Origin of the sequence: Variovorax sp. LjRoot175, from assembly GCF_964253805.1 — a bacterium.
Taxonomy (GTDB): Bacteria; Pseudomonadota; Gammaproteobacteria; order Burkholderiales; family Burkholderiaceae_C; genus Variovorax.
In genome coordinates, this window is record NZ_CAXURY020000001.1 from 5,372,311 (window position 1) to 5,392,851 (window position 20,541).

21 protein-coding genes are annotated in these 20,541 nt (G+C 68.6%); 10 read left to right on the forward strand and 11 right to left on the reverse strand.

Features of this window, described 5'->3' with window-relative positions; genetic code table 11:
• Positions 1–5: 5 nt before the first annotated feature.
• Complete coding sequence (gene htpG / locus ACSQ89_RS26600; protein WP_093108391.1) at positions 6–2,048, reverse strand: molecular chaperone HtpG; 2,043 nt, start codon at positions 2,046–2,048, stop codon at positions 6–8.
• A gap of 276 nt (positions 2,049–2,324) precedes the next feature.
• Between htpG and ACSQ89_RS26605 the strand changes: the two genes are divergently transcribed.
• The 6 genes from ACSQ89_RS26605 to ACSQ89_RS26630 all read left to right on the forward strand — a co-directional run bounded on the left by ACSQ89_RS26605 (position 2,325) and on the right by ACSQ89_RS26630 (position 7,650).
• Positions 2,325–2,966 (forward strand): hypothetical protein, encoded by a 642-nt coding sequence (locus ACSQ89_RS26605; protein ID WP_436294029.1) that lies wholly within the window; start codon positions 2,325–2,327, stop codon positions 2,964–2,966.
• Positions 2,967–3,069: 103 nt separating this feature from the next.
• Positions 3,070–3,717: a hypothetical protein gene (locus tag ACSQ89_RS26610; RefSeq protein ID WP_436294028.1), complete on the forward strand. Its 648-nt coding sequence runs from the start codon at positions 3,070–3,072 to the stop codon at positions 3,715–3,717.
• Complete coding sequence (locus tag ACSQ89_RS26615; RefSeq protein WP_436294027.1) at positions 3,714–4,184, forward strand: hypothetical protein; 471 nt, start codon at positions 3,714–3,716, stop codon at positions 4,182–4,184. The genes ACSQ89_RS26610 and ACSQ89_RS26615 overlap by 4 nt, the downstream gene beginning before the upstream one ends.
• On the forward strand, positions 4,181–5,008 hold the full coding sequence (locus ACSQ89_RS26620) for a hypothetical protein (RefSeq protein ID WP_436294026.1): 828 nt from the start codon (positions 4,181–4,183) through the stop codon (positions 5,006–5,008). Before ACSQ89_RS26615 ends, ACSQ89_RS26620 begins: the two co-directional genes overlap by 4 nt.
• Entirely contained in the window at positions 5,005–7,122 is a 2,118-nt protein-coding gene (locus ACSQ89_RS26625) for an SdrD B-like domain-containing protein (RefSeq protein WP_436294025.1), read from the forward strand. The genes ACSQ89_RS26620 and ACSQ89_RS26625 overlap by 4 nt, the downstream gene beginning before the upstream one ends.
• A 240-nt stretch (positions 7,123–7,362) precedes the next feature.
• Positions 7,363–7,650: a hypothetical protein gene (locus ACSQ89_RS26630; protein ID WP_436294024.1), complete on the forward strand. Its 288-nt coding sequence runs from the start codon at positions 7,363–7,365 to the stop codon at positions 7,648–7,650.
• Positions 7,651–7,656: 6 nt separating this feature from the next.
• On the opposite strand, the gene ACSQ89_RS26635 is transcribed toward ACSQ89_RS26630, so the two are convergent.
• From ACSQ89_RS26635 to ACSQ89_RS26655, 5 genes are all read right to left on the reverse strand, one after another.
• Positions 7,657–7,995 carry a hypothetical protein gene (locus ACSQ89_RS26635; RefSeq protein ID WP_436294023.1) on the reverse strand — a complete coding sequence of 113 codons (339 nt, stop codon included), beginning with the start codon at positions 7,993–7,995 and terminating at the stop codon, positions 7,657–7,659.
• A 76-nt stretch (positions 7,996–8,071) separates the two neighbouring features.
• Positions 8,072–8,368, reverse strand: coding sequence for an SDR family NAD(P)-dependent oxidoreductase (locus ACSQ89_RS26640; protein ID WP_436294022.1), 297 nt, complete (start codon positions 8,366–8,368; stop codon positions 8,072–8,074).
• A gap of 19 nt (positions 8,369–8,387) precedes the next feature.
• Positions 8,388–9,416, reverse strand: a complete 1,029-nt coding sequence (locus tag ACSQ89_RS26645) for an MBL fold metallo-hydrolase (RefSeq protein ID WP_436294021.1) — start codon at positions 9,414–9,416, stop codon at positions 8,388–8,390.
• Between the two features lie 66 nt (positions 9,417–9,482).
• Complete coding sequence (locus ACSQ89_RS26650; protein WP_436294020.1) at positions 9,483–9,854, reverse strand: DUF4148 domain-containing protein; 372 nt, start codon at positions 9,852–9,854, stop codon at positions 9,483–9,485.
• A gap of 214 nt (positions 9,855–10,068) precedes the next feature.
• Positions 10,069–11,022, reverse strand: coding sequence for a LysR substrate-binding domain-containing protein (locus ACSQ89_RS26655; protein ID WP_436296570.1), 954 nt, complete (start codon positions 11,020–11,022; stop codon positions 10,069–10,071).
• 99 nt (positions 11,023–11,121) lie between these two features.
• On the opposite strand from ACSQ89_RS26655, the gene ACSQ89_RS26660 reads away from it, so the two are divergent.
• From ACSQ89_RS26660 to ACSQ89_RS26675, 4 genes are read left to right on the forward strand one after another with little or no spacing between them, the layout of a single operon-like run.
• Entirely contained in the window at positions 11,122–11,499 is a 378-nt protein-coding gene (locus tag ACSQ89_RS26660; protein ID WP_093108381.1) for a c-type cytochrome, read from the forward strand.
• Positions 11,468–12,358 (forward strand): SDR family oxidoreductase, encoded by an 891-nt coding sequence (locus tag ACSQ89_RS26665; protein ID WP_436296571.1) that lies wholly within the window; start codon positions 11,468–11,470, stop codon positions 12,356–12,358. Before ACSQ89_RS26660 ends, ACSQ89_RS26665 begins: the two co-directional genes overlap by 32 nt.
• Entirely contained in the window at positions 12,355–12,828 is a 474-nt protein-coding gene (locus ACSQ89_RS26670; protein WP_093108379.1) for a (2Fe-2S)-binding protein, read from the forward strand. The genes ACSQ89_RS26665 and ACSQ89_RS26670 overlap by 4 nt, the downstream gene beginning before the upstream one ends.
• A gap of 10 nt (positions 12,829–12,838) precedes the next feature.
• On the forward strand, positions 12,839–15,085 hold the full coding sequence (locus ACSQ89_RS26675) for a molybdopterin cofactor-binding domain-containing protein (protein ID WP_436294017.1): 2,247 nt from the start codon (positions 12,839–12,841) through the stop codon (positions 15,083–15,085).
• Between the two features lie 5 nt (positions 15,086–15,090).
• Here the strand turns inward: ACSQ89_RS26675 and ACSQ89_RS26680 are convergent, their stop codons facing one another.
• The 5 genes from ACSQ89_RS26680 to ACSQ89_RS26700 form a co-directional block, all read right to left on the reverse strand.
• Positions 15,091–16,296, reverse strand: a complete 1,206-nt coding sequence (locus tag ACSQ89_RS26680) for an OmpA family protein (RefSeq protein ID WP_436294016.1) — start codon at positions 16,294–16,296, stop codon at positions 15,091–15,093.
• Complete coding sequence (locus ACSQ89_RS26685) at positions 16,293–17,903, reverse strand: serine/threonine protein kinase (RefSeq protein WP_436294015.1); 1,611 nt, start codon at positions 17,901–17,903, stop codon at positions 16,293–16,295. The genes ACSQ89_RS26680 and ACSQ89_RS26685 overlap by 4 nt, the downstream gene beginning before the upstream one ends.
• A gap of 113 nt (positions 17,904–18,016) precedes the next feature.
• Entirely contained in the window at positions 18,017–18,484 is a 468-nt protein-coding gene (locus tag ACSQ89_RS26690) for a TerB family tellurite resistance protein (RefSeq protein WP_436294014.1), read from the reverse strand.
• Between the two features lie 7 nt (positions 18,485–18,491).
• Complete coding sequence (locus ACSQ89_RS26695) at positions 18,492–19,865, reverse strand: sensor histidine kinase (protein WP_436296572.1); 1,374 nt, start codon at positions 19,863–19,865, stop codon at positions 18,492–18,494.
• On the reverse strand, positions 19,862–20,521 hold the full coding sequence (locus ACSQ89_RS26700) for a response regulator (RefSeq protein WP_093108374.1): 660 nt from the start codon (positions 20,519–20,521) through the stop codon (positions 19,862–19,864). The genes ACSQ89_RS26695 and ACSQ89_RS26700 overlap by 4 nt, the downstream gene beginning before the upstream one ends.
• Positions 20,522–20,541: the final 20 nt, after the last annotated feature.

Sequence of the window (20,541 nt, forward strand, 5' to 3'; positions counted from 1 at the left end):
TCATGTCACACCAGCAAAGCGTTGACGCGCCGCACGTACGCGGCCGGGTCGGCCGGCAAGCCGCCCTCGGCCAGGAGCGCCTGGTCGAACAGGATGTTGGCCAGGTCCTCGAAGTGCTCGGAGCCATCGAGCTTCTTGACCAGCGGGTGCTCGGCATTCACTTCCAGCACCGGCTTGAGCTCCGGCGCCGGCTGGCCGGCCTGCTTGAGCATGCGCGCGAGCTGGGTGCTCATGCCGCCGTCCTGCACCACCAGGCAGGCCGGCGAATCGACCAGGCGCGTGGTCACGCGCACGTCTTCGGCCTTGTCCTTGAGGGTCAGCTTGAGCCGCTCCAGCATCGGCTTGAAGGATTCGGCCGCCTCTTCCGCGGCCTTCTTCTCGGCTTCGTCCTGCAGCTTGCCGAGGTCGACCGCGCCCTTGGCCACGCTCTGCAGCGGCGTGCCATCGAACTCGGTCAGGTAGTTGAGCGCCCATTCGTCGACGCGGTCGGTCATCAACAGCACCTCGATGCCCTTCTTCTTGAAGATCTCGAGCTGCGGGCTGTTCTTGGCCGCGGCCGGGGTGTCGGCCGTGATGTAGTAGATCGCTTCCTGGCCTTCCTTCATGCGCGACTTGTAGTCCGCGAAGCTGACGCTCACGGTGTCGCTGGTGCTCGATGCGAAGCGCAGCAGCTTGGCGATGCGCTCGCGGTTGCCGAAGTCTTCGCCCAGGCCTTCCTTGAGCACGGCGCCGAACTCGGCGTAGAACTTGGCGTACTTGCCCGATTCGTCGCTGTACTCGGCCGCGGCTTCGGCGGCCAGCGTGGTGTCCGCGTCCTTCTTGTCGACCGCATCGGTCACACCCTCGCCCGGCTCGGGCGCCGGCACGCTCTCGCCGGAGCCGACATCGAGCTTGCCCTCGTGGCTCTGGCCGGCCGCCTTCTGCTTTTTCGCCAGGTCCTCCAGCATGCCGAGCACGCGCTTGGTGCTGCCTTCGCGGATCGCCTTCACGTCGCGGCTTTCCTGCAGCAGTTCGCGGCTCACGTTGAGCGGCAGGTCGGCCGAATCGATCACGCCCTTGACGAAGCGCAGGTAGCTCGGCAGCAGCGCCTCGGCGTCGTCCATGATGAAGACGCGCTTGACGTAGAGCTTGACGCCCGCGCTCTTCTCGCGGTTCCACAGGTCCATCGGCGCCTTGGACGGGATGTAGAGCAGCTGCGTGTACTCGGTCGTGCCCTCGACGCGGCTGTGGCTCCAGGCGAGCGGCGGCTCGAAGTCGTGGCTGATGTTCTTGTAGAACTCGACGTACTGCTCTTCGCTGATGTCCTTCTTCGGCCGGCTCCACAGCGCATTGGCCTGGTTGACCGGCTCCCATTCGCCGGTCTTGACCATCTGGCCGCCCTTGTTCTCCTCACCCTCTTTCCACTCCTCCTTCTCCATCAGGATGGGCAGCGAGATGTGATCGGAGTACTTGGAGATGATGGACTTGAGCTTCCACAGGTTCAGGTATTCCTCGGCATCCTCGCGCAGATGCAGCGTCACGCTGGTGCCGCGCTGCGCTCGCGCGATGGTGTCGACTTCGAAATCGCCAGCGCCTGCGCTGACCCAGCGCACGCCTTCCTCGGCGGGCAGGCCCGCGCGGCGCGACTCGACCGTGATCTTGTCGGCCACGATGAAGCCCGAGTAGAAGCCCACGCCGAACTGCCCGATGAGCTGGGCATCAGCCTTCTGGTCGCCCGAGAGCTTGCTCATGAACTCCCGGGTGCCGCTCTTGGCGATGGTGCCCAGGTGGTCGATGGCCTCCTGCTGCGAGAGGCCGATGCCGTTGTCGGCGATCGTGATCGTCTTGGCTTCCTTGTCGAAGGAAACGCGCACCTCCAGCGTGGGCTGGTCTTCATACAGGGCCGACTGGTCGATGGCTTCGAAACGCAGCTTGTCGCAGGCATCCGACGCGTTCGAGATCAGCTCCCTCAGGAAGATTTCCTTGTTGGAGTAGAGCGAATGCGTGACCAGGTGCAGCAGTTGCGCGACTTCGGCCTGGAACGGGAGTTTGGTCTTGGAAAGGGTCATGGCACGAGAAGAACGAAGAAAAAAGACGTCGCCTCAGGCGAATCGACAACTTTACAAGACCCCGCCGCGGCGAGCCATCCGAAAGAAATGCCCGGCTCCGCAGATGGAATGCTGCACGGTGCGTCGCAAAGGCACGACAGATCCCAAAGTACTACATCGTAACTATTTAACGAAAGTTCTCTTCTCGTTATTTATGAGAACTAAATAGCGCCCGAACTTGTAGGCCATCGCCTACATTTCACCCGGCACCGAAACCAACCACTTACTCCACCGCTCATGAAAAAACTTATTCTGGTCACCGCGCTTGCCGCCATCGCTCCCCTGGCCGCGCAAGCCGAATCGAACTTCGTCACCGGCTCGGGCGCCCAGAGCGCCGCCGCGAAGCTCGACTTCAAGGTCGTCGTTCCGAAGGTGCTCTTCCTGCAAGTCGGTACCGGCACCAATCTCGCCAACAACGCGACCGTGGACAGCGTCACCTTCGACGTTCCGGCGGGCGCCATCGGCAACGGCACTGCCGTGGCCGGCACCGGCGGCGACCTGGCCGGCGGCGGCGTCACGGTGCGTGTGCTCGGCAACAGCGGCACCGTCAGCCTGACCAACGCGACCACCGGCCAACTGAGCAGCGGCGTCGCCGGCAACCCGACCGTGCCGTGGGCCGACATCGTCGTGACCGCAGGTGCACTGGCAACGACCACCACCGGCTACACCAACGCGGCCATCGCCCACCCGCCGTTCAACGACGCAGCCGGCGGCGGCGCGTCGGCGACGGCCACCACGCTGGCCGCCTCGGCCGGCCTCGTGCGCCGCGAAGGCAGCTGGACCTTCGCCTATGCCAACACGGCCACGCTGCCGGCCGGCACCTACGGCGACACCCTGGGCAACAACGGCCGCGTGACCTACACCGCGACCGCGCCCTGATCGCCAGCACGACTGTCCGGGACGCGCGGCTTTCGAGACGCGATGAACGAAGGCAGGCCCGTCCTGCCTTCGCCGTCTAGGAAAAAGCCGCATGGAACCTTGGTTGTCACCACCTTCCCGCGCCCGGCGCGCCGCGCTGGCGCTTGCCGTGCTGGGCGGCGTCTGGCTGCCTGCGGCACACGGCTTCACGATCGGCATCACACCCGGCACCCGCGCGCTTTTTCTTCAGGTGGGCGCCGGCACCATGTCGGGCGGCAATTTCAGAACCGGCGGCACGCCCGGCAACAACACGACCGTCAACTCCGTGTCGGTCACCGTTCCGGCGGGCCAACTGGGCTCGGGCACGGCCCAGGCCATGACGACCGACAGCACCGTCACGATCAGTCCATGGGACGGCTTCGCGTTCTGCAATTCACCGGCCACCACGGGGCAGGTGTACGTGGGCGGCTTCTATCGCATGCCGGGTTCGAGCAACGCCGGCGCGGCGACCCTGTCCGTCACCACGCCGGCGAGCCTGACCGATGGCGGCAACACGATCCCCTTCAATAGCATCGCGTGGACCTCTTCGGGCAACGGCGACACGGGAACAACGATCCCCAGCGCCACCTTTGCGGGCGGCACCCAGACCTTGCTGTCGGTCACCCGCAACACCTGGTTCGAAAGCTGCCTGGCCTTCCGCTATCTCAACACCCAGCTGGTCCCCGCCGGCACCTTCACCGGCAGAGCGACCTACACGCTCACCGCGCCATGAAGGCCCGCGCTTCGCTTGCCATGCTGGCCGGCCTGCTGGCCCTGGCCACGCCGCCGACGGCCGGCGCCGCGACCTTTCGGGTCGACGACACGGGCACCTACGCGAGCCAGCCGGTCACACCGATGCGCTGGCGCCAGCTGGCACCCGGCCGCGCGGGCGACCACACGATCGAAGGCCGCGTGGCCGTGGCGCTGCGGCTCAACCTGTCGCCCTGGCTCAACCGGCCGGCGCGCATCTACATGTCGCTGGCACCAACCGAGGGCGAGCAGCTGATCGCCACGTGGCGCACGCAGGGCCGGCTGCTTCCGGGCACGGTCCGCGGCGGCAGCCGCACGCTGGTGTTCGAAGGCGTGGTACGCGACGCTTTTCTGCAGGAAAGCATCGTGCTCGATCTCACCGCCGATGGGCGGAGGGTGGAGCGCGCGCAATCCCTGCAATTCTTCTTTGAGATCGAGGTATCGCCGTGACGCGCCGTGCCGCACTTTTCCGCCGCGTGCACTGCGCGGCCTTTCTGCTTGCGACCGGCATTGCCGCCCTGACGACCGGCGCGCCGGTGCAGGCACAGTTTTCGCTCGCCGTATCGCCGCCGCGTTTCGAACTGTCGGCGAAGCCCGGCGAACGGGTGCGCGAGGTGATCGAGCTCACGCACCGCGACACGCGCGCCGGCGCCTACAAGCTCAAGACCACCGACTGGACCTTCAGGCCCGACGCCTCGGTCGACTTCAGCGACGAGCTGCTGTCGGGCAGCTGCCGGCCCTGGGTCGCGATCGAGCGCCGCGAACTCAGCATCACGCCCGGACGCCCCTACCGCTTCCGCTTCGAAGTGACGCCGCCGGCCGGCACGCCGCCGACGGAATGCCGCTTCGCGGTGATGATCGAAGGCCAGCAGCCCGCGGCGGCACCGGGCGTTCCGGTTGCACTGGGGGCGCGCATCGGCGTCATCGTCTATGTCGCCGTGGGTGACGTGGCGCCGGTGCTGGAGCTCGCAGGCAGCTCGGTCCAGACGGTCGACGGCCAAGCCACGCCGATGCTCAAGATCCGCAACACCGGCACCGCGCACGGCCGGCTGGCCGGCTTCCTCTCCGGCACCGATGCAAGCGGCACGGCCTTGGAGCTGCAGGCCAGCACCACCCCCATCATGGCCGGCGAGACACGCGACATCGCGCTCGTGGCCAACAAGCCCGGCGACACCGAAACGGCCGTCGCCGTGCGCTTCCCGATCACGATCACCGGCAAGCTGGAGTGGGGCAAGAACGGCTCGATGCCGATCCATCAACGCTTCGCCCCATGAGACGCTGGCTCCGATGCAGCGCCCTCGGACTGTGCGGCGCGGGCCACGCGCTGGCCGGCGCGCCGGCATGGGCACAGGCTGCGCCCGCTGCCACGGTGGTGCAGCCCGAGGCGGCCGGCTATGCCGACCGCGTGCTGGACGACAGCCCGCAGGCCGAGCCGGCCGATGAGCCCCAGGTCCGCGACACGGGCTGGCCGCGCGGCTGGAGCATCGAAGGCCAGTCGACCCAGCAGAGCGGCATCGTGCGCCAGCGCAGCCAGTCGCTGTTGTTCTCCGGCTACCTCGACACGCCCGACTACGGCACCTTTTCGGCCAATGCGAACCTCAACCGCGACGCCGCGCCGGTGAACGGCCTCGGCCTGGTGGGCACCACCGGCATGCCGTATAGCGTGGTGCCCTACAGCTACCGCACCGGCAGCACCTGGCGCATCGACCAGCGCGGCATGCCTTTCGACGGCGGCTGGTTCGGCAACAACAGCGTCGGCAACATCAACATGGCGGCGACGCCACTGGCGCGCGGCGTCGGCCGCGTCTACCTGCCCAGCCTGCCGATCGAGGGCGTTGCCGCCAGCCTGGAGCAGCCGGGCAGGACCACCTTCAATGCCTCGGCCGGCCGGCTCGGCTTTTTCGACGGGCTCTCCTTCCAGGGTTTCTCGGCCAACCAGGGCACGGCCGCGAGCGCCGGCGCCCAGACGCAGCTGACCGGCGGCGACGGCCCGCTCGCGCTGGGCCGCACCGATGCAGCCGCCCAGCTGATCGAGACGCGCGACTTCAACGCCAACGGCGTGCCCGGCTTCGCCCAGAACACGCGCTCGCTCTGGACCGCCGTGTCCTGGCAGGGCCTGGCGCCCTGGGCCGATTCGCTGGGAACCGGCTTCGGCGGCGTCGCCGACAAGGTGGGCGGCCTGCGCGTCCAGGCCAACCTGGCGCAAAGTTCCGGCCGGCCTTCGGACGCGTCCTCGTTCGCCCCGCGCGATTCGGCCACCGGCGCTTGGGTCGATGCCGCCTGGCGCACGGAGCTGATGCAACAGGCCGCCTCGGTGTTCTATTTCGAGCCCTCGCTGCGCTGGGGCGGCGATTCGCTGCCGAGCGATCTGCGCGGCGCCTCGTGGCGCGGCGACATCTCGACGCGCCAATGGCAGCTCGGCACCAACCTCGAAGTGAGCGACAGCGTGAGCGGCTTGCGGCGCAGCTCGGTGTTCGGCAACCTGTTCGGCCGCTATCGCTTCGACTCGCGCGACGCACTCTCGGCCACCCTCGCCGCGCGCACCGGCACTTTCGCCGCGCAGTCGGCCCAGCTGACCTGGGAGCACAAGTCCGCCTGGGGCTACACGCAATGGCGCACCGACGCGGCGCACGGCACCGGTCTGCGCGTGCTGCGCACCGGCGTCGACCATGCCTGGAGCGTGAGCGAGACGCAGACCCTCTCGACCTCGCTGGCGGTCGAGGAGTCGCGCGAGATCGGCCTCAGCAAGCGCACGGTCCACTGGGGCGTGCTCGGCACCACGCCCCTGGTCGCCGGCGCCCAGCTCGACCTGAGCCTGCGCGGCAGCAACGGCATCGGCGGCAACGACTCGCGCTTCCTGAGCGCCAATGCGCGCCTGACCTGGCCGCTCGGCCTGGGCTGGTCCTTCATCGCCCAGTACACGGCGGCGCGCGGGCAGGAGTCGCTCAATCCGGCGGTGGTCTCGGCACTGACGGCGGCGACGCTGCAGCCGGTGCTCGTCACGCCTTACAGCAGAACCTTCATGGTGGCGCTGCGCTACGAGAACCGGGCCGGCCTGGCCAGCGCGCCCATCGGCGGCGCACCCGGTGCCGGCGCGGGCCGGCTCGAAGGCCATGTGTTCTTCGACCAGGACAACAACGGCCGGCGCGAAGCGAACGAGGGCGGCGTAGCCAACGTGACGGTGGTGCTCGACCGCCGCTACGTGGCGCGCACCGACGCCCAGGGCTTCTACAGCTTCCCGTCGGTGGCGGCCGGCAGCCACGAGATCGAACTGATCCAGGACAACCTGCCGCTGCCCTGGAGCAGCGCGGGCTCGCCTTCGCGCCGCGTCGACGTGTACGTGCGCGACACCGCCTCGGCGGACTTGCCCGTGCAGAAAGAGCGCTGAAGCGCGGCCTTTGTCTCGCGGCGGCGCGTTGCGCACGCGTCCTACGACTTAAGTCGGTTGCGCTGCGCCGCGGCAGGGTATTTACTGGCCGGCAACGGAGGCCACGGATCCCGCCGACCCTTCATTTTTCCGTGACTCCGCCGATATCCAAAGGACCGGTCGTCGATGCGACGCCTGCCTGTCCTGTTTTTTCTTGGGTGCCGCCATATGTACGGAAGCGCGTTCTCAACGGGGGTTTGCATGAAAAGCGCCCTCACCGCCCTGCTGCTGCTGCCGCTGGCCTGCACAGCCGAGACCACGCTCGGCGTGAACAGCGCGACCGGGGGCCTGAACTTCACGGTGAACATTCCGCCCGTGTTCCGCGTGCTGCAGGTGACGCCGGTGACGGACGGGTACGAGTACCGCGTCTGGACCAACAGGCCCAGCGTGATGCTCAACGGCCGCGAATACCGGTTCCGCCGCGTCGGCGAGACAACGCTGAAGATTCCGACGCCGCCGCAGGGCCTGTTGCTGGTTCACGGCCTCTGAGCGGGCTCAGTGGCTGCTGCCCGAGGGCGGCATCGGCGAGGTCGACTGGCCCGGCAGCTCGGTGCCGCTTGCATGGGAAGCGGCGAGCGCGCCGGCATAGACCTCGGTCTCGGACACCTTGGAGCTCATCGCCGGCGCAGCCGTCGACTGGCCCTCGACCTCGGTGCCGGCCGGATGCGCGGCCGCCACCGCGCCGGCCTGCACCTCGGCGCTCGGCGGCGAGTTCATCATGAGCGGGTGGTAGTCGGAGCCGTCGGTGATCTCCTGCGCCTGCGCGAATGCAGCGCCGAAGGATGCGAGCGCGGCGACCGCGGCGAGCGCCATCCAGCGTGTGGAAGCATGCATGGTTGTCTCCTCGACAAGGATGGGCCGATCGCGCCGCGGCGCGACATGCGCCGCGACGGATCGTCCATCGAGGACTCTAGGAAGCCACGCTTAGGACAAGCTGACCTCGCTCGACGAAGGCCTTGAGCTCTTCTTCCCTCAGCATGTCGGCGCGCACGCAGAGCGCCTCGCCGCCGGCCGCCCGGATGGCGGCCTCGACCTCGGGGCCCAGCGCTTCGCCACGGCCGCAGAAGAGCACGCGGCCGCCTTCGACCGCGAAAGCAGCCCCCACGGCGCGGCCGATGCCCGAGGCGGCGCCGGCCACGACGATCAGCTTGCCTTCGAAACGGCCCGCGCGGCCGATCGTGCTGCGATCCCAGTTCGCTTGCGACATGGCTTGGCTTCTCGTGTCCTCAGTCGGCCCGCGCCCACCAGGCGGTCACCGCCGACGGCGCCTTCATGTCGACCGCCTGCCCGATCTGGGGTGTCATCAGGTCCACGCCGCGCGCCACGGCGAGGGTGGTGATGCGCGCCAGCGGGTCGTGCCAGTCGTGCAGCGCCAGATCGAAGGTGCCGTTGTGCACCGGCAGCAGGCGCTTGCCGCGCAAGTCCAGATGGGCCTGCAAAGTCTCTTCGGGTTGCATGTGGACGCCGGACCATTGGCGGTCGTAGGCGCCGCACTCGATCAGCGTGACGTCGAAGGGCCCGTACTTCTCGCCGATCGCCTTGAAGCCGTCGAAGTAGCCGGTGTCGCCGCTGAAGAAGAGCCTGAACGATTCCGACTGGATGACCCACGAGGCCCACAGCGTGGGGTTGTCGCTGAACAGGCTGCGCCCCGAGAAATGCTGCGCCGGCGTCGCGACGAAGCGGATGCCGTCCACTGTGGTGGATTGCCACCAGTCCAGCTGCCGGACCTTGGCCGGATCCACGCCCCATTCGACGAGCAGGTCGCCGACGCCCAGCGGCGCCAGGAAGTGATCGACTCTTGCCGCCAGCTGCAGGATCGCGGCACGGTCCAGATGGTCGTAGTGGTCGTGCGACAGCACCACGCCCCTGATCGGCGGCAGCCCGTCGATCGAAATCGGCGGCGCATGAAAGCGCTTCGGCCCGGCCCACTGCACCGGCGAGGCGCGCTCGGAGAACACGGGGTCGGTCAACCAGAAGGCGCCTTGCAGCTTCATGAGCACGGTCGAGTGCCCGAGGCGCACCAGCGTCTGGTCAGGCGCGGCCAGCAGCTGCTCGCGCGTGAGGCTGGCCACGGGCAAGGGCGCGGCAGGCGAGGCCTCGGGCGGCTTGTCGAACATGAAGCGCCAGAGGACCCTGGGCATCTCGCGCCAGCCGACGGTCTGGGGCGTCACGGGGTTGCGAAAACTGCCGTCGCGGAACTGCGGCGATTCGGGATAGCGGGCGGTCCCGCAGGCGCTCAATCCGAGGGTGGTCATGAAGGCAATCAGAATGAAAAGCAGCGCGGCCGCAAGCGGCCGCGTTCGGTGGACGGGCGGCGCCAATCAGAGCCTGCTCGCGCCGGCCGCGGTGCGCTGGTCCATCGGATTGCGCATCGTCGAGATCACCTTGCTGTTCACGCGCGAACCGGAGGACACGTTCTGGTCCGGCGCGTAGGCTGCGCGCATCGCTTCCTGGGCCACGGTGGAACGGTCGGCGACCGCCTTGAAGGGTTCCGCGCCGCGCGAGCCGCGCACCACGTTCTGATTGGGCGCGACGGCGCTGCGAACCGCTTCCGCGTCCACATCGGCGCGGCTCAGGGCCGACACGTGGCTGTGCACGCCGTCATAGCTTTCGGCCTGGGCGGCGACCGAGCCCAGCGCGGCAAGGGCGCTGAAAGTGGTGACGGCGAGAAACTTCAGGGAGGCTGTTTGCATGGTGATGAACTCCAAGACTGGGATGACCGGCAGGTCTCGCGCCGCATGCGACATGCATCGCGGCTGACCTGGGCTTCACTCTAGGCAGGCAGATTGAGCCGATCGTTAGCGAAGAGTTAGGCGAGAGTTAGGCGAGTCCACCCCGCCACCGCTTCAGCCGGCGCAGCAGCTGAGTCGGGCGCTCGCCTTTGCCGACGCCGGCAAGTTGGTCGAGTTAGTGCGCGCGCTGCATGCTCAATGCCGCCTTGAGCGCAGCAAGATTGTGTTCCGTGCAGGACGTGCGCCGGCTGACGTACTCGATCAGCGCCTTCAGTTTCGAAGGCTGGTCGTGCCTGCTGGGGTAGTACAGGTAAAAGCCAGGGAACGTCGGCGAGAACGAAGTCAATACGCGCTTCAGGCGCTTGGCTCGGATGTAAGGCCGCGCCAGCTGCTCGAAGGTGTAGGCCAATCCGACGCCTTCGAGCGCAGCTTCCAGGCCAAACATCGTGTCGCTGATGGTGAGGTTGCCCGTGATCTCGTAGTCCACCGGGCGACCGTCCACCTCGAATTCCCATTTGTAGATTGCACCTGTGGCCGCAAAGCGAAAGCGCACGCAGTTGTGACGCACAAGGTCATCCGGATGACGAGGCGCGGGAATCCGCCGCAGGTACTCCGGTGACGCAACCACCGCGACGGCGACCGGTCCGCCGATGGGCACTGCGACCATGTCCCGGTGGATGCTCTCGCCAAAACGGATTCCAGCGTCGAAACCTTTCTCGACGATGTCTACGAAGCCCTCATCGTTGGTGAGTTCAAGCTGAACGTAGGGGTGCTCTTGGAGGAAGCCGGCCAGTATGGGTTGCAGGACCAGCGCGGTGGAAATCCGCGCGGCGTTCAGGCGCAATGTGCCGGCAGGCCGCCCCTGAAGGACGTGCAGTTCCTCCCCCGCATCGATGACTTGACCGAGGGCGGGGCCGATCCGGGCGAGGTAGGCATGGCCGGCTTCAGTCAGGCTGACGCTTCGCGTGGTCCGATTCAGCAGGCGCACGCCCAACCGTGTCTCCAGCTGCCGGATAGCCTGGCTCAGGGCAGAAGGCGATACCTCCAGGTCCGCAGCAGCAGCGGTGAACCCGCGATGTTCTGCCACTTTCCAGAACGCCATCAATCCATCCAGTTGGCTGAGTTTCATACCTTGAAGCTTAGCTTCACAAGGCATTCAGCATTGACCACTTTTTCTTTTTTATGCCAGCTCCTAGAGTCGACCCACCCCATAGAGGATGAAACAGAAATGACGCAAGACTGGAAACAGCAACGCAGCACTGACCACGGCACGGCCACCCACGGCTCCTTGGCGGCCTCTCTCGTTGTGGTTCTGGGTATCTGTGTGAGCGTCGCGTGGCCGACCCGCGCAGTGGCCAGCCAGGCGCTGGCGCAGAAGTACGCGTGCGTCGCATGCCACCAGCCCACGGCCAAAGCGGTTGGCCCATCCTGGAAAGACATCGGGGCACGGTACGGCGAGGGAAAAGGAACTGCCGCACAGCTGGCTGCAAGCATCAAGGCCGGCAGCTCGGGAAAGTGGGGCGCGATGCCCATGCCGGCGCAAGCCCAGATCCCCGATGCCGATCTGCAGTCGCTTGCGCAATGGGCGCTCGACGGCGCCAAGTAATCACAAGGAACACATCATGCGCAAAGTCTGGTTCATCACCGGTGCGGGAAGCGGTATCGGTGCCGGCACTGTCAAGGCCGCATTGACGGCCGGTGATCGCGTCGTCGCCACCGGCAGGAACATGCAGAAACTGCGCAATGCCCTGCGCGACGTTGCGAGCGACGACCTGGAGATTCTCCAGCTGGACGTCTCCGATGAGGCGCAAGCAACGACTGCCGTCGACCAGGCGGTGAAAAGGTTCGGCCGCATCGACGTGGTGCTGAACAATGCCGGCTACAGCCTGCTTGGCAACTTCGAGGAGCTGAGCACGCAAGACATCGAGCGCCAGTTCGCAACCAATTTCTGGGGCGTGAGCAACGTGATGCGGGCAGCGCTGCCGGTCATGCGCAAGCAGCGCTCCGGTCACATCATCAACATGAGTTCCGTTGCCGGCGTTGTCGGGCTGAAGCACTGCAGCGCATACGGCGCGAGCAAGTTCGCCGTCGAGGGCCTTTCACTTGCGGTGGGCGAGGAAGTCGAGAAGTTCGGGATCAAGGTCACGGCTGTAGAGCCGGGCTTCTTCCGCACGGACCTGCTGGACGCGGCCAATGTCAAATGGCCGAGCGGCCGCATCGACGACTACGCTGCCGCGGAGCAAGGCGCCCAGGAGATGTGGTCCCCCTACGCTGGCCAGCAGCCGGGCGATCCCGAGAAGCTCGGCCAAGTCCTGGTGAAGCTCTCGGGCATGGCGATTGCGCCGCGGTTGTTCGTGGCGGGGAGCGACGCGATAGCAGTGGTTGCGCCGGCCGTGGAGGCTCGACTGAAGGCAGTGCACGCCCTCGAGGACCTTTCCACGTCGACCGACGGGAGCTTCCGATGAGCGCGCTCAACATCAACGGCCGTGAGCGCACGGTCGACGCCGACCCCGGCACCCCCATCCTCTGGGCCCTGCGCGACACGCTGGGCATGACCGGCACCAAGTTCGGTTGCGGCGCCGCGCTGTGCGGCGCCTGCACCGTGCATCTGGACGGCCAGGCCATCCGGTCGTGCGTCACGCCCATTTCCGCCGCCGAGGGCAAAAAGATCACCACCATCGAAGCCGCGACCGATGGCAGCGACCGGGTCGGTGCGGCGGTACACGCCGCATGGGTCAAGCACGACGTGGCGCAGTGCGGCTACTGCCAGAGCGGCCAGATCATGAGCGCGACGGCCTTCCTCAAATCGCTGCCTCGGGGCAAGCAGCCCAGCGCTGCGGAGATCGATTCGGCCATGGCCGGCAACATCTGCCGCTGCGGCACCTACGCCCGCATCCGCGCCGCGGTGGCCGATGCCGCCAAAACCCTCGCCTGAAGGAGGCGCCATGTTGCCCAACATCGACTATCGCGAACTGCCACGCGCCATGCAGCGCCTGATGGCCGCAGGCCCGGCCGACGAAGCCGCCACGCTGCCTCGCCGCAGCTTCCTGAAGCTGGCCGGTGCCGGCGGCCTGGCGCTCGGCGCCTTTCCTCACCTGGCAACGGCGCAGGCCAACGGCGCCGGCCAGGCGGCCAGCGCCCTCAAGCCGACGCAGCAGCCCTCGGCCTTCGTTCAGATCGCCCCCAGCGGCGAGGTCACGGTGACCATCAACCGGCTGGAGTTCGGCCAGGGTGTGCAGACCGGCTTGCCGATGATCCTGGCCGAGGAACTGGATGCGGACTGGCGCCTGGTGCGCAGCCGCAACGGCTCGAACGACGCCGCCTACCTCGACCCGGCCTTCGGCATTCACATCACCGGCGGCTCGAATTCGATCAAGAACAGCTTCACGCAGTACCGCGAGCTCGGTGCGCGCGCCCGGGCCATGCTGCTGGCGGCGGCGGCGGCACACTGGAACATCGACGCGGCCACGCTGCGAACGCAGGCCGGCACGGTGCTCGGCCCGGGTGGCCGCAAGCTGGGTTACGGCGAGCTGGCCGAAGCTGCCATGGCCCTGCCGGTGCCCGAGAAGGTGACGCTGAAGGACCCCAAGGACTTCCGCCTCATCAGCCGCCCCACCACGCGCCTGGACGCGCGCGCCAAGAGCAGCGGGCGCCAGGACTTCGGCATCGACGTCAAGCATCCCGGCCAGCTCACGGCGGTCGTGGCCCATCCGCCGGTGTTCGGCGCCCGCCTGGCCTCGGTGGACGACAGCGCGGCGCGCGCCGTCAAGGGCGTGAAGGCCGTGCTGCGCGTGCCGCTGGACCGCGGTGCCGAAGGCGTGGCCGTGGTGGCCGACGGCTACTGGCCAGCCAAGCTGGGGCGCGACGCGCTGAAGCTGCAGTGGGACACGGCCGCCGTCGAGAAGGTGGACAGCGAAAAGCAACTGGCCCAGTACCGCGAGCTGGCGGCTCGGCCCGGTCCACGCAAGTTCGACGCCGACATGGCGCCGCTGGCCACGGCGCCCCGGCAACTGGAAGCCGAGTTCGTGTTTCCCTACCTGGCCCATGCGCCGATGGAGCCGCTGAACTGCACCGTCAAGCTGTCCGAAGGGCGCGCCGAGGTGTGGACCGGCTCCCAATGCCCCGGTCTGGACGCTGCCGCGGTCGCGCGCGTGATGGGCCTCAAGCCCGAGCAGGTGGCAGTGCATGTGCAGATGGCGGGCGGCGGCTTCGGCCGGCGTTTCTCGAGCACGAGCGACTTCGTGGTCGAGGCCTGCGAGATCGCCAAGGCCGCGCGTGCCGCCGGCCTCAAAGCGCCGGTGCGCCTGCTGTGGAGCCGCGAGGACGACATCAAGGGCGGCTACTACCGCCCCATGCACCTGCACCGCGCACGCATCGGCTTCGACGAGCGCGGCAAAGTGCTGGCCTGGGACCACGTCATCGTCGGCCAGTCCATCACCACGGGCTCGGTGTTCGAGCCCTTCCAGGTGAAGAACGGCATCGACGCCACGGCCACGGAGGGCATGCGCGATCCCTACGCGCTGCCGATGCGGCTGACCGTGCATCACCCCAAGCTCAACGTGCCGGTGCTGTGGTGGCGCAGCGTGGGTTCCACCCACACCGCCTTCGTGATGGAGACCTTGATCGACGAGATCGCCCGCAGCACGAAGCAGGACCCGGTGGCCTACCGGATGCAGCTGTTCGGTGACAAACACCCGCGGCACCGCGCCGCGCTGCAACTGGCGGTGGACCAGAGCGGCTACGGCAAGAAGCAGCTGCCGGCCGGCCGGGCCTGGGGAGTGGCAGTACACGAGTCCTTCAAGTCCGTGGTGGCCTACGTGGCGGAAGCCTCTGTGCGCGACGGCCAGCCGGTGCTGCACCGGGTCACCGCCGGCGTGCACTGCAACCTGGCTGTGAACCCGCGCAGCGTGGAGGCGCAGGTGCAGGGCGCGGCGGCCATGGGCCTGTCGATGTGCCTGCCCGGCGGCGCCATCACATTGAAGGAGGGCGTTGTGCAGCAGAGCAATTTCGGCGATTTCACCGTGGCCCGCATCACCCACATGCCGGAGTTCGATGTCCACATCGTGCCCAGCGCTGAGCCGCCCACCGGCATGGGCGAGCCCGGCCTGCCGCCGCTGGCCCCCGCGTTCGCCAATGCCGTTGCGCGACTGACCAACAAGCCGCTGCGCCAGTTGCCTTTCGACCTGGCGTGACCGTATCAACCGCAGCCCACGATCCTGAACTCGACCCGGCGGTCCAGCGCATCGACCGCATCGTCGGTGCCGCTGCCGATGATGTTCTCGCGAAAACCCTTGCCGCTGGGCGTGGTGCGCTCGCCCAGCACGGTGGATTCGCCGACCAGCCGCTGGCGGATGTAGCGCGCGCGCTGCATCGACAGCGTGTCGTTGAACGCCACCGAGCCGGTGCGGCTGGTATGGCCGACGATGTCCATGCAGACCCTGGCATCGGCGCTTGCCCTGGCGATCTCGCGCAGCCACATGGCGTAGGGGCTGCTGATCTTGGCGTCCGACCAGAACGCGGTGCCGCCCGGATTGAACAGGAACTTCACCCCGAGCTGCCGGTTGGCGATGCCGTAGGCGACGATCTTGCCGAAGGCCTGCTCGGCCTCGGCCGTGCGGCCCAGCTTCGCCGAACTCAGATAGATGCCGTTGAGCACGCGCAGCTGTTCGCCGTTGGACGTTGCGCCGGCGGCGCTGTACCGGGTCAGCGCCTCCTCATAGCGCTCGGCGTTGTAGTGCGTGGTGGCCTCCTTGATCACCGGTGCCACCGCGAGGCGCTCCAGGTAGTACGGATCGGCGCGCTGGCCGGGCGGCGTGGCGGTGGTGCGCACGTAGCTCTCGATGACCAGGTCCTTGGTGGGCACGGGCGTGTCGCGGTCGTAGGGCAAGGGTGTGTGGTCCAGGCCGTCGTCGCGCGCCACGGCCGAGGACTGGGCGGCCACGATGCCGGTGGCCAGTTCGGTCAGCGCGAGATCGATGCGCAGCGGGCTGCGCGCCTCGCTCACCGACAGCCGCGTCATGGTGCCCGTGAGCAGGTAGCGGGCCTTGCCCAGGTTGGCGCTCTGGAAGGGCAGGATCTCGATCGCGTCGTGCTTCGAGCCCAGCCGCTCGCCGACCCGCTCCTGCAGCAGCTGCGTGGCCACGGTCTGCTGCGCGCTGCCGGCATCGATCATCGGATCGAGCACCACGCCGCGCTTGGCGCCCATCCTGGCGATGAAGGCCGGCTGCTTCTGCGTCTGCGCGACGAGGCCGTCGGTGGCCTGCGCGACGGCCTGCTCGAAGGACAGTTCGCCCTTGGACGGAGCGGCAGGCGGCGCGGCGCAGCCGGCCAGCCCCCAGACGAGCAGCACGGCGCCGGACCCGAACACGGCCGGCAGCCAGCGAGCGAAGGTCGTGGTGGTCATTCGCATCCCTTTCTCAGTAAGGCGGCCTCGCCGGGCGACAGGGGTTCGAGCGAGGCCCGTTGAAGAATCTCGGCGCACCGGTTGTCCTGCGGCACGGCTTCGGTCCGGGCGATCTGGGCCGGGGCCGGACGCGGGGCTTGCTCGAGCTCCGGCGCCAGCGCCGGTGCCCGCGCCTCGCGCCTCGCCTCACGCCGCGCCTCGCGTCGTATCTCGCGCCGCGCGGGGGGTGTGGGCTCGGTGAATACGCTCGCCGCCGGCTTCGGCGCCGGCTGGATGCCCAGCGCACGCAGCGCGGCTTCGGCCGCACCGGACGGCTCTTCCAGCGTGTCGAGCGGGGCCGGGGGCAAAGCAGCGATCGCGCGCGCAGGTGCCTCCGGCGTCGCCCGCTGGGGACTGGCCGGCATCACGCGTGCCTGCACCGGTTTGGCCGGCGCGGGACTGGTCGCCACGGGACTCGCCTGCAGCGAACTCGCGGGCAGGGCCGCGAGCGAGGCCTGCGGCGCCGTGCGGATCGGATCACCGAAGCGGGAATAGCCGGCCGCAGCCAAGCCGACCACCAGCGCTGTCGCCGCCAGCGCGGCGATCTTGCCCTTGCTGCCGCGCCGCTTCGACGGGCGCGGCGCGGCGCGGGAAGCTCGCATGCCATCACCGCCCAGCTGCGCCCAGAACTCGGCCACGCTCTGCGGACGGTTGTGCGGGTGCAGCGCCATCGCGGCGTCGATGGCGGCCAGGAAAGACACGCTGTAGCGGCCGCGCGCGAGTTCGGACAGCGGCTGCAGCGGGGTGCCCATGAGGCGCTCGATCGAGGGGACCGGCGGCCGCCCGCTGATCGCCATGTACACCACGCTGGCCAGCGCGTACAGGTCGGTCCATGCGCCCTGCTTCATCGAGGCGCCGTCTCCGCACTGCTCGATCGGCGCGAAGCCGGGCTTGAACACCACCGTCGGCGAGGCCCCCATGCCGTCGATCACGCGCCGCGCCGCGCCGAAATCCAGCAGCACCGGGCCGTCGTCGGTCAGCAGGATGTTGTCGGGCGCGATGTCGCGATGGAAGCAGCTCAGCGCGTGCATGGTGCCGAGTGCGTCCACCAGCGGACGCAGCCAGCCGATGAGCTCGTCCTCGTCGGGTGCGCGGCCCATCTCGGCCAGCGCGCGCGCCAGCGTCGGCCCCGCGTAGTACGGCATCGCCATGTAGGCCGTGCCGTTGCCCTCCCAGAAGTGCAGCACCCTGACCAGCGCCGGATGATCGAAGCGCGCCAGGATCCGCGCCTCGTTGACGAAACTGCGCAGGCCGATGCGGAAGCTGTCGCCATGGCGCTGCGACTTGAGCACCACCCCGGGCGAGGCGCTGGCGCGCGAAGCCAGGACGGCCGGCAGGTATTCCTTGATCGCGACATGCCGCTCGCGGACATGGTCCCAGGCCAGGTAGACGATGCCGAAGCCGCCCTCGCCGATCGGGCCGACGATCTCGTAGTCGAGCAGCCGTGTGCCCTCGGGCAGGATGTGCGCGCTGTCCCGGTTGGGGGCGTCCCAGGCCGGTGCCGGCGTGTCGTGTGCGCCGAAGCCCGTCACCGGGCCGGGCACGGTGCGCATGTCGAGTGTGATCACGGAGGACCCCCAGTCGTGAGCGCCCACTCTACTGCGCACAGAGTACGAAAGCATTCACCGGAAGCACTAGCCGAAAGGAGGCCCCGGCCCGTGCCCTGGGGCCTGTTCAGGCCCTAGCCTTCGTCGGTCGCCTGCTGCGCCCTCATCTTGGCGTGCACATAGGCGCCGTGCGGGATGTAGAGCAGGTCGGCGACCTTGCGCATCAGGTGGTTCTCGTGCGCGCTCAGGGTGCCGTCGGCATAGGCAACACGCCACATGTGCTCGATCATGCGCAGCTTCTGCGCCATCTCGAAGCTTTCGTTGATCCTGGAAGTGAAGCTGAAATAGTCCGTGGCGGTCCGGGCGGTCTGCTCGGCCAGTTCGAGCAGGCGCTCGATCTCGTCGTCGGCCAGCGCGAACTTGTCGCGCAGCGCGGCGATGACGGCGCGGCGCTCGGCCGCCCCGAGTTCGGGATCGGCGCGCATCACCTCCACCAGCAGCACGGCCGTGGCCAGCTGCAGCAGGTGCTGCTGGTTCTGCGCCGAGTCGGCGGCCTCCGGCGGCCGCAGCGCATCGAAAAGGTCTTTCAGGGTCTTCAGCATGGCAGGGTCAGCCGCTCAGGTACACGCGCGCCACCAGCCCGGTGCCGCCCCGCTCGTCGTCGCTGCGATTGCTGAGTGCAATGCGCAGGCCGTTGCGCAGCGCCGCGGTGCGCGCAATCGCGAGGCCGAGGCCGCTGCCGCCGGCGGAGGTGCCGGGCACGCGGAAGAAGCGGTCGAAGACGCGGGCCATGAACTCCTCCGGGATGCCCGGCCCGTTGTCGACCACGTCGACCACCGGCTGGCCCTGCACCTCGTGCAGCCGCACATCGACCACGCCGCCCTCGGGCGCATGGCGCAGCGCGTTGTCGATCAGGTTGTCGAACACGCTGCGCAGTTCGGCCGCCGGCGCGCTGACCACGGGCGCCACCTTGCCGTCGAAGCCGACGTCGATGCGGCGCCGGTCGGCCACCACCATCAGCTGACCCAGGCTTTCGCGCAGCAGCGCCGCGACATCGACCTGCTCGGGCGCCGCGGCCGGCGCCGCGCTCTCCTGCCGCGACAGGCGCAGCAGCTGCTCGATCAGGTGCTGGGCGCGCGTGACGCCGGCCTCGAGCTGCCCGAAGCGCTCGGCCGCATCGCCGGGCGGCACGTGCGCGCGCAGGTTCTCGAGCTGCAGCCCGATGGCGGCGACCGGCGTGCGCAGCTCGTGCGCGGCGTCCTGCACGAAGCGCCGCTGCGTCGCGAAGGCTTCGCGCAAGCGGGCGAGCAGGCTGTTGAAGGCGCTCACCAGCGGCGCGATCTCGTCCGGCACGCGCGCGAGCGAGAGCTCCGACAGGCTGCGCTCGTCCTGCGCCGCCACCTCGCGCGCCACCGCATGCAGCGAGTACGAGGTGAGCCACACCACGAGCCACAGTACCGCCAGCGAGACGGGCAAGAGCAGCACGATCGGCAAGGCCGCGAACAGGGCGCGGTGCTTCACCTCGTGGTGCAGGAAGCTGCCGCTCTGCGCGATCTGCACGCGGGATTGCCCGGCCCGCGTGCTCGGCGCCGCGGTGTAGACGCGCCAGACATCGTCGTGGCGGGTACCGGTGCGCACGTCGCGCAGCCCGGGCTCAGCTTGCAGCGGCACGGCCAGCTTCGGCCACGAGCTCGCGAGCAGGCGGCCGTCGGGGCTCCAGATCTGCACGATGAAGGCGCCCCACTTGAAGACGCTCTGGTCGCCGAGCGGCTGCAGGTCCGGCGTGCTGTCGTTGGCCGCATAGGAATTGGCCAGCAGCTGCATCTGGTCGTCCATGAAGGTATGGACCATGCGGCCGTAGCTCATGTACGAGGTCCAGGCCGCCGCGCCGGCCGCGATCAGGTGCAGCGACACCAGCCACAGCAGCAGCTTGCCGCGCAGCGAGCAGGGCATGTACCAGGGACGGGGATAGGCTTTCTTCATGCCGCCGCCACCCGCCATCCGAGCCCGCGCACGTTGCGGATCGCCTCGGGCCCGAGCTTGCGCCGCATGCCGTGGATCAGCACGTCGACCGCGTTGCTCGTGACTTCTTCGCCCCAGCCGTAGATGCGGTTTTCCAGCTGCTCGCGCGAGAGGATCGCGCCGGGCCGCTCCAGGAGTGCGTGCAGCAGCGCGAACTCGCGCGCCGTCAGCGCTTCGCGCGTGCCGTTGCGCAGCACCTCGCGCGTGGTCAGGTCCAGCTGCAGCCCGCCGCCGCCGATCACCGAATGCGCGGCGCCGTCGCGGCGCCGGATCACGGCGCGCATGCGCGCCAGCAGCTCGCGGAACTCGAAGGGCTTGAGCAGGTAGTCGTCGGCGCCGAGGTCCAGGCCCTGGATGCGGTCTTCCAGGCCGTCGCGCGCGGTGAGCACCAGGACCGGCGTGGTGTCGCCGCGCTCGCGCGCGCGGCGCAGCACCTCGGTGCCGTCCTGCTTGGGCAGCCCGAGGTCGAGCAGCACGCAGGTGTAGCCGCCGTCGGCAAAGGCGCTCTGGGCCAGCGCGCCGTCGCGCACCCAATCGACCGACCAGCCTCCGCCCTCGAGCGCCTGCCTGAGGCTGCGCCCGATCATTTCATCGTCTTCCACCAGCAGTACACGCATTGCTTTTTCTCTCTGGCCGC

Coding starts and splice junctions, on each gene's coding strand:
- ACSQ89_RS26630 (WP_436294024.1), top strand. CDS start 7,363: ATGAAAAGCGCCCTCACCGCCCTGCTGCTGCTGCCGCTGGCCTGCACA.
- ACSQ89_RS26680 (WP_436294016.1), bottom strand. CDS start 16,296: ATGACCACCACGACCTTCGCTCGCTGGCTGCCGGCCGTGTTCGGGTCC.
- ACSQ89_RS26635 (WP_436294023.1), bottom strand. CDS start 7,995: ATGCATGCTTCCACACGCTGGATGGCGCTCGCCGCGGTCGCCGCGCTC.
- ACSQ89_RS26700 (WP_093108374.1), bottom strand. CDS start 20,521: ATGCGTGTACTGCTGGTGGAAGACGATGAAATGATCGGGCGCAGCCTC.
- ACSQ89_RS26650 (WP_436294020.1), bottom strand. CDS start 9,854: ATGCAAACAGCCTCCCTGAAGTTTCTCGCCGTCACCACTTTCAGCGCC.
- ACSQ89_RS26695 (WP_436296572.1), bottom strand. CDS start 19,865: ATGAAGAAAGCCTATCCCCGTCCCTGGTACATGCCCTGCTCGCTGCGC.
- ACSQ89_RS26640 (WP_436294022.1), bottom strand. CDS start 8,368: ATGTCGCAAGCGAACTGGGATCGCAGCACGATCGGCCGCGCGGGCCGT.
- ACSQ89_RS26625 (WP_436294025.1), top strand. CDS start 5,005: ATGAGACGCTGGCTCCGATGCAGCGCCCTCGGACTGTGCGGCGCGGGC.
- ACSQ89_RS26670 (WP_093108379.1), top strand. CDS start 12,355: ATGAGCGCGCTCAACATCAACGGCCGTGAGCGCACGGTCGACGCCGAC.
- htpG (WP_093108391.1), bottom strand. CDS start 2,048: ATGACCCTTTCCAAGACCAAACTCCCGTTCCAGGCCGAAGTCGCGCAA.
- ACSQ89_RS26690 (WP_436294014.1), bottom strand. CDS start 18,484: ATGCTGAAGACCCTGAAAGACCTTTTCGATGCGCTGCGGCCGCCGGAG.
- ACSQ89_RS26645 (WP_436294021.1), bottom strand. CDS start 9,416: ATGACCACCCTCGGATTGAGCGCCTGCGGGACCGCCCGCTATCCCGAA.
- ACSQ89_RS26615 (WP_436294027.1), top strand. CDS start 3,714: ATGAAGGCCCGCGCTTCGCTTGCCATGCTGGCCGGCCTGCTGGCCCTG.
- ACSQ89_RS26605 (WP_436294029.1), top strand. CDS start 2,325: ATGAAAAAACTTATTCTGGTCACCGCGCTTGCCGCCATCGCTCCCCTG.
- ACSQ89_RS26655 (WP_436296570.1), bottom strand. CDS start 11,022: ATGAAACTCAGCCAACTGGATGGATTGATGGCGTTCTGGAAAGTGGCA.
- ACSQ89_RS26675 (WP_436294017.1), top strand. CDS start 12,839: ATGTTGCCCAACATCGACTATCGCGAACTGCCACGCGCCATGCAGCGC.
- ACSQ89_RS26660 (WP_093108381.1), top strand. CDS start 11,122: ATGACGCAAGACTGGAAACAGCAACGCAGCACTGACCACGGCACGGCC.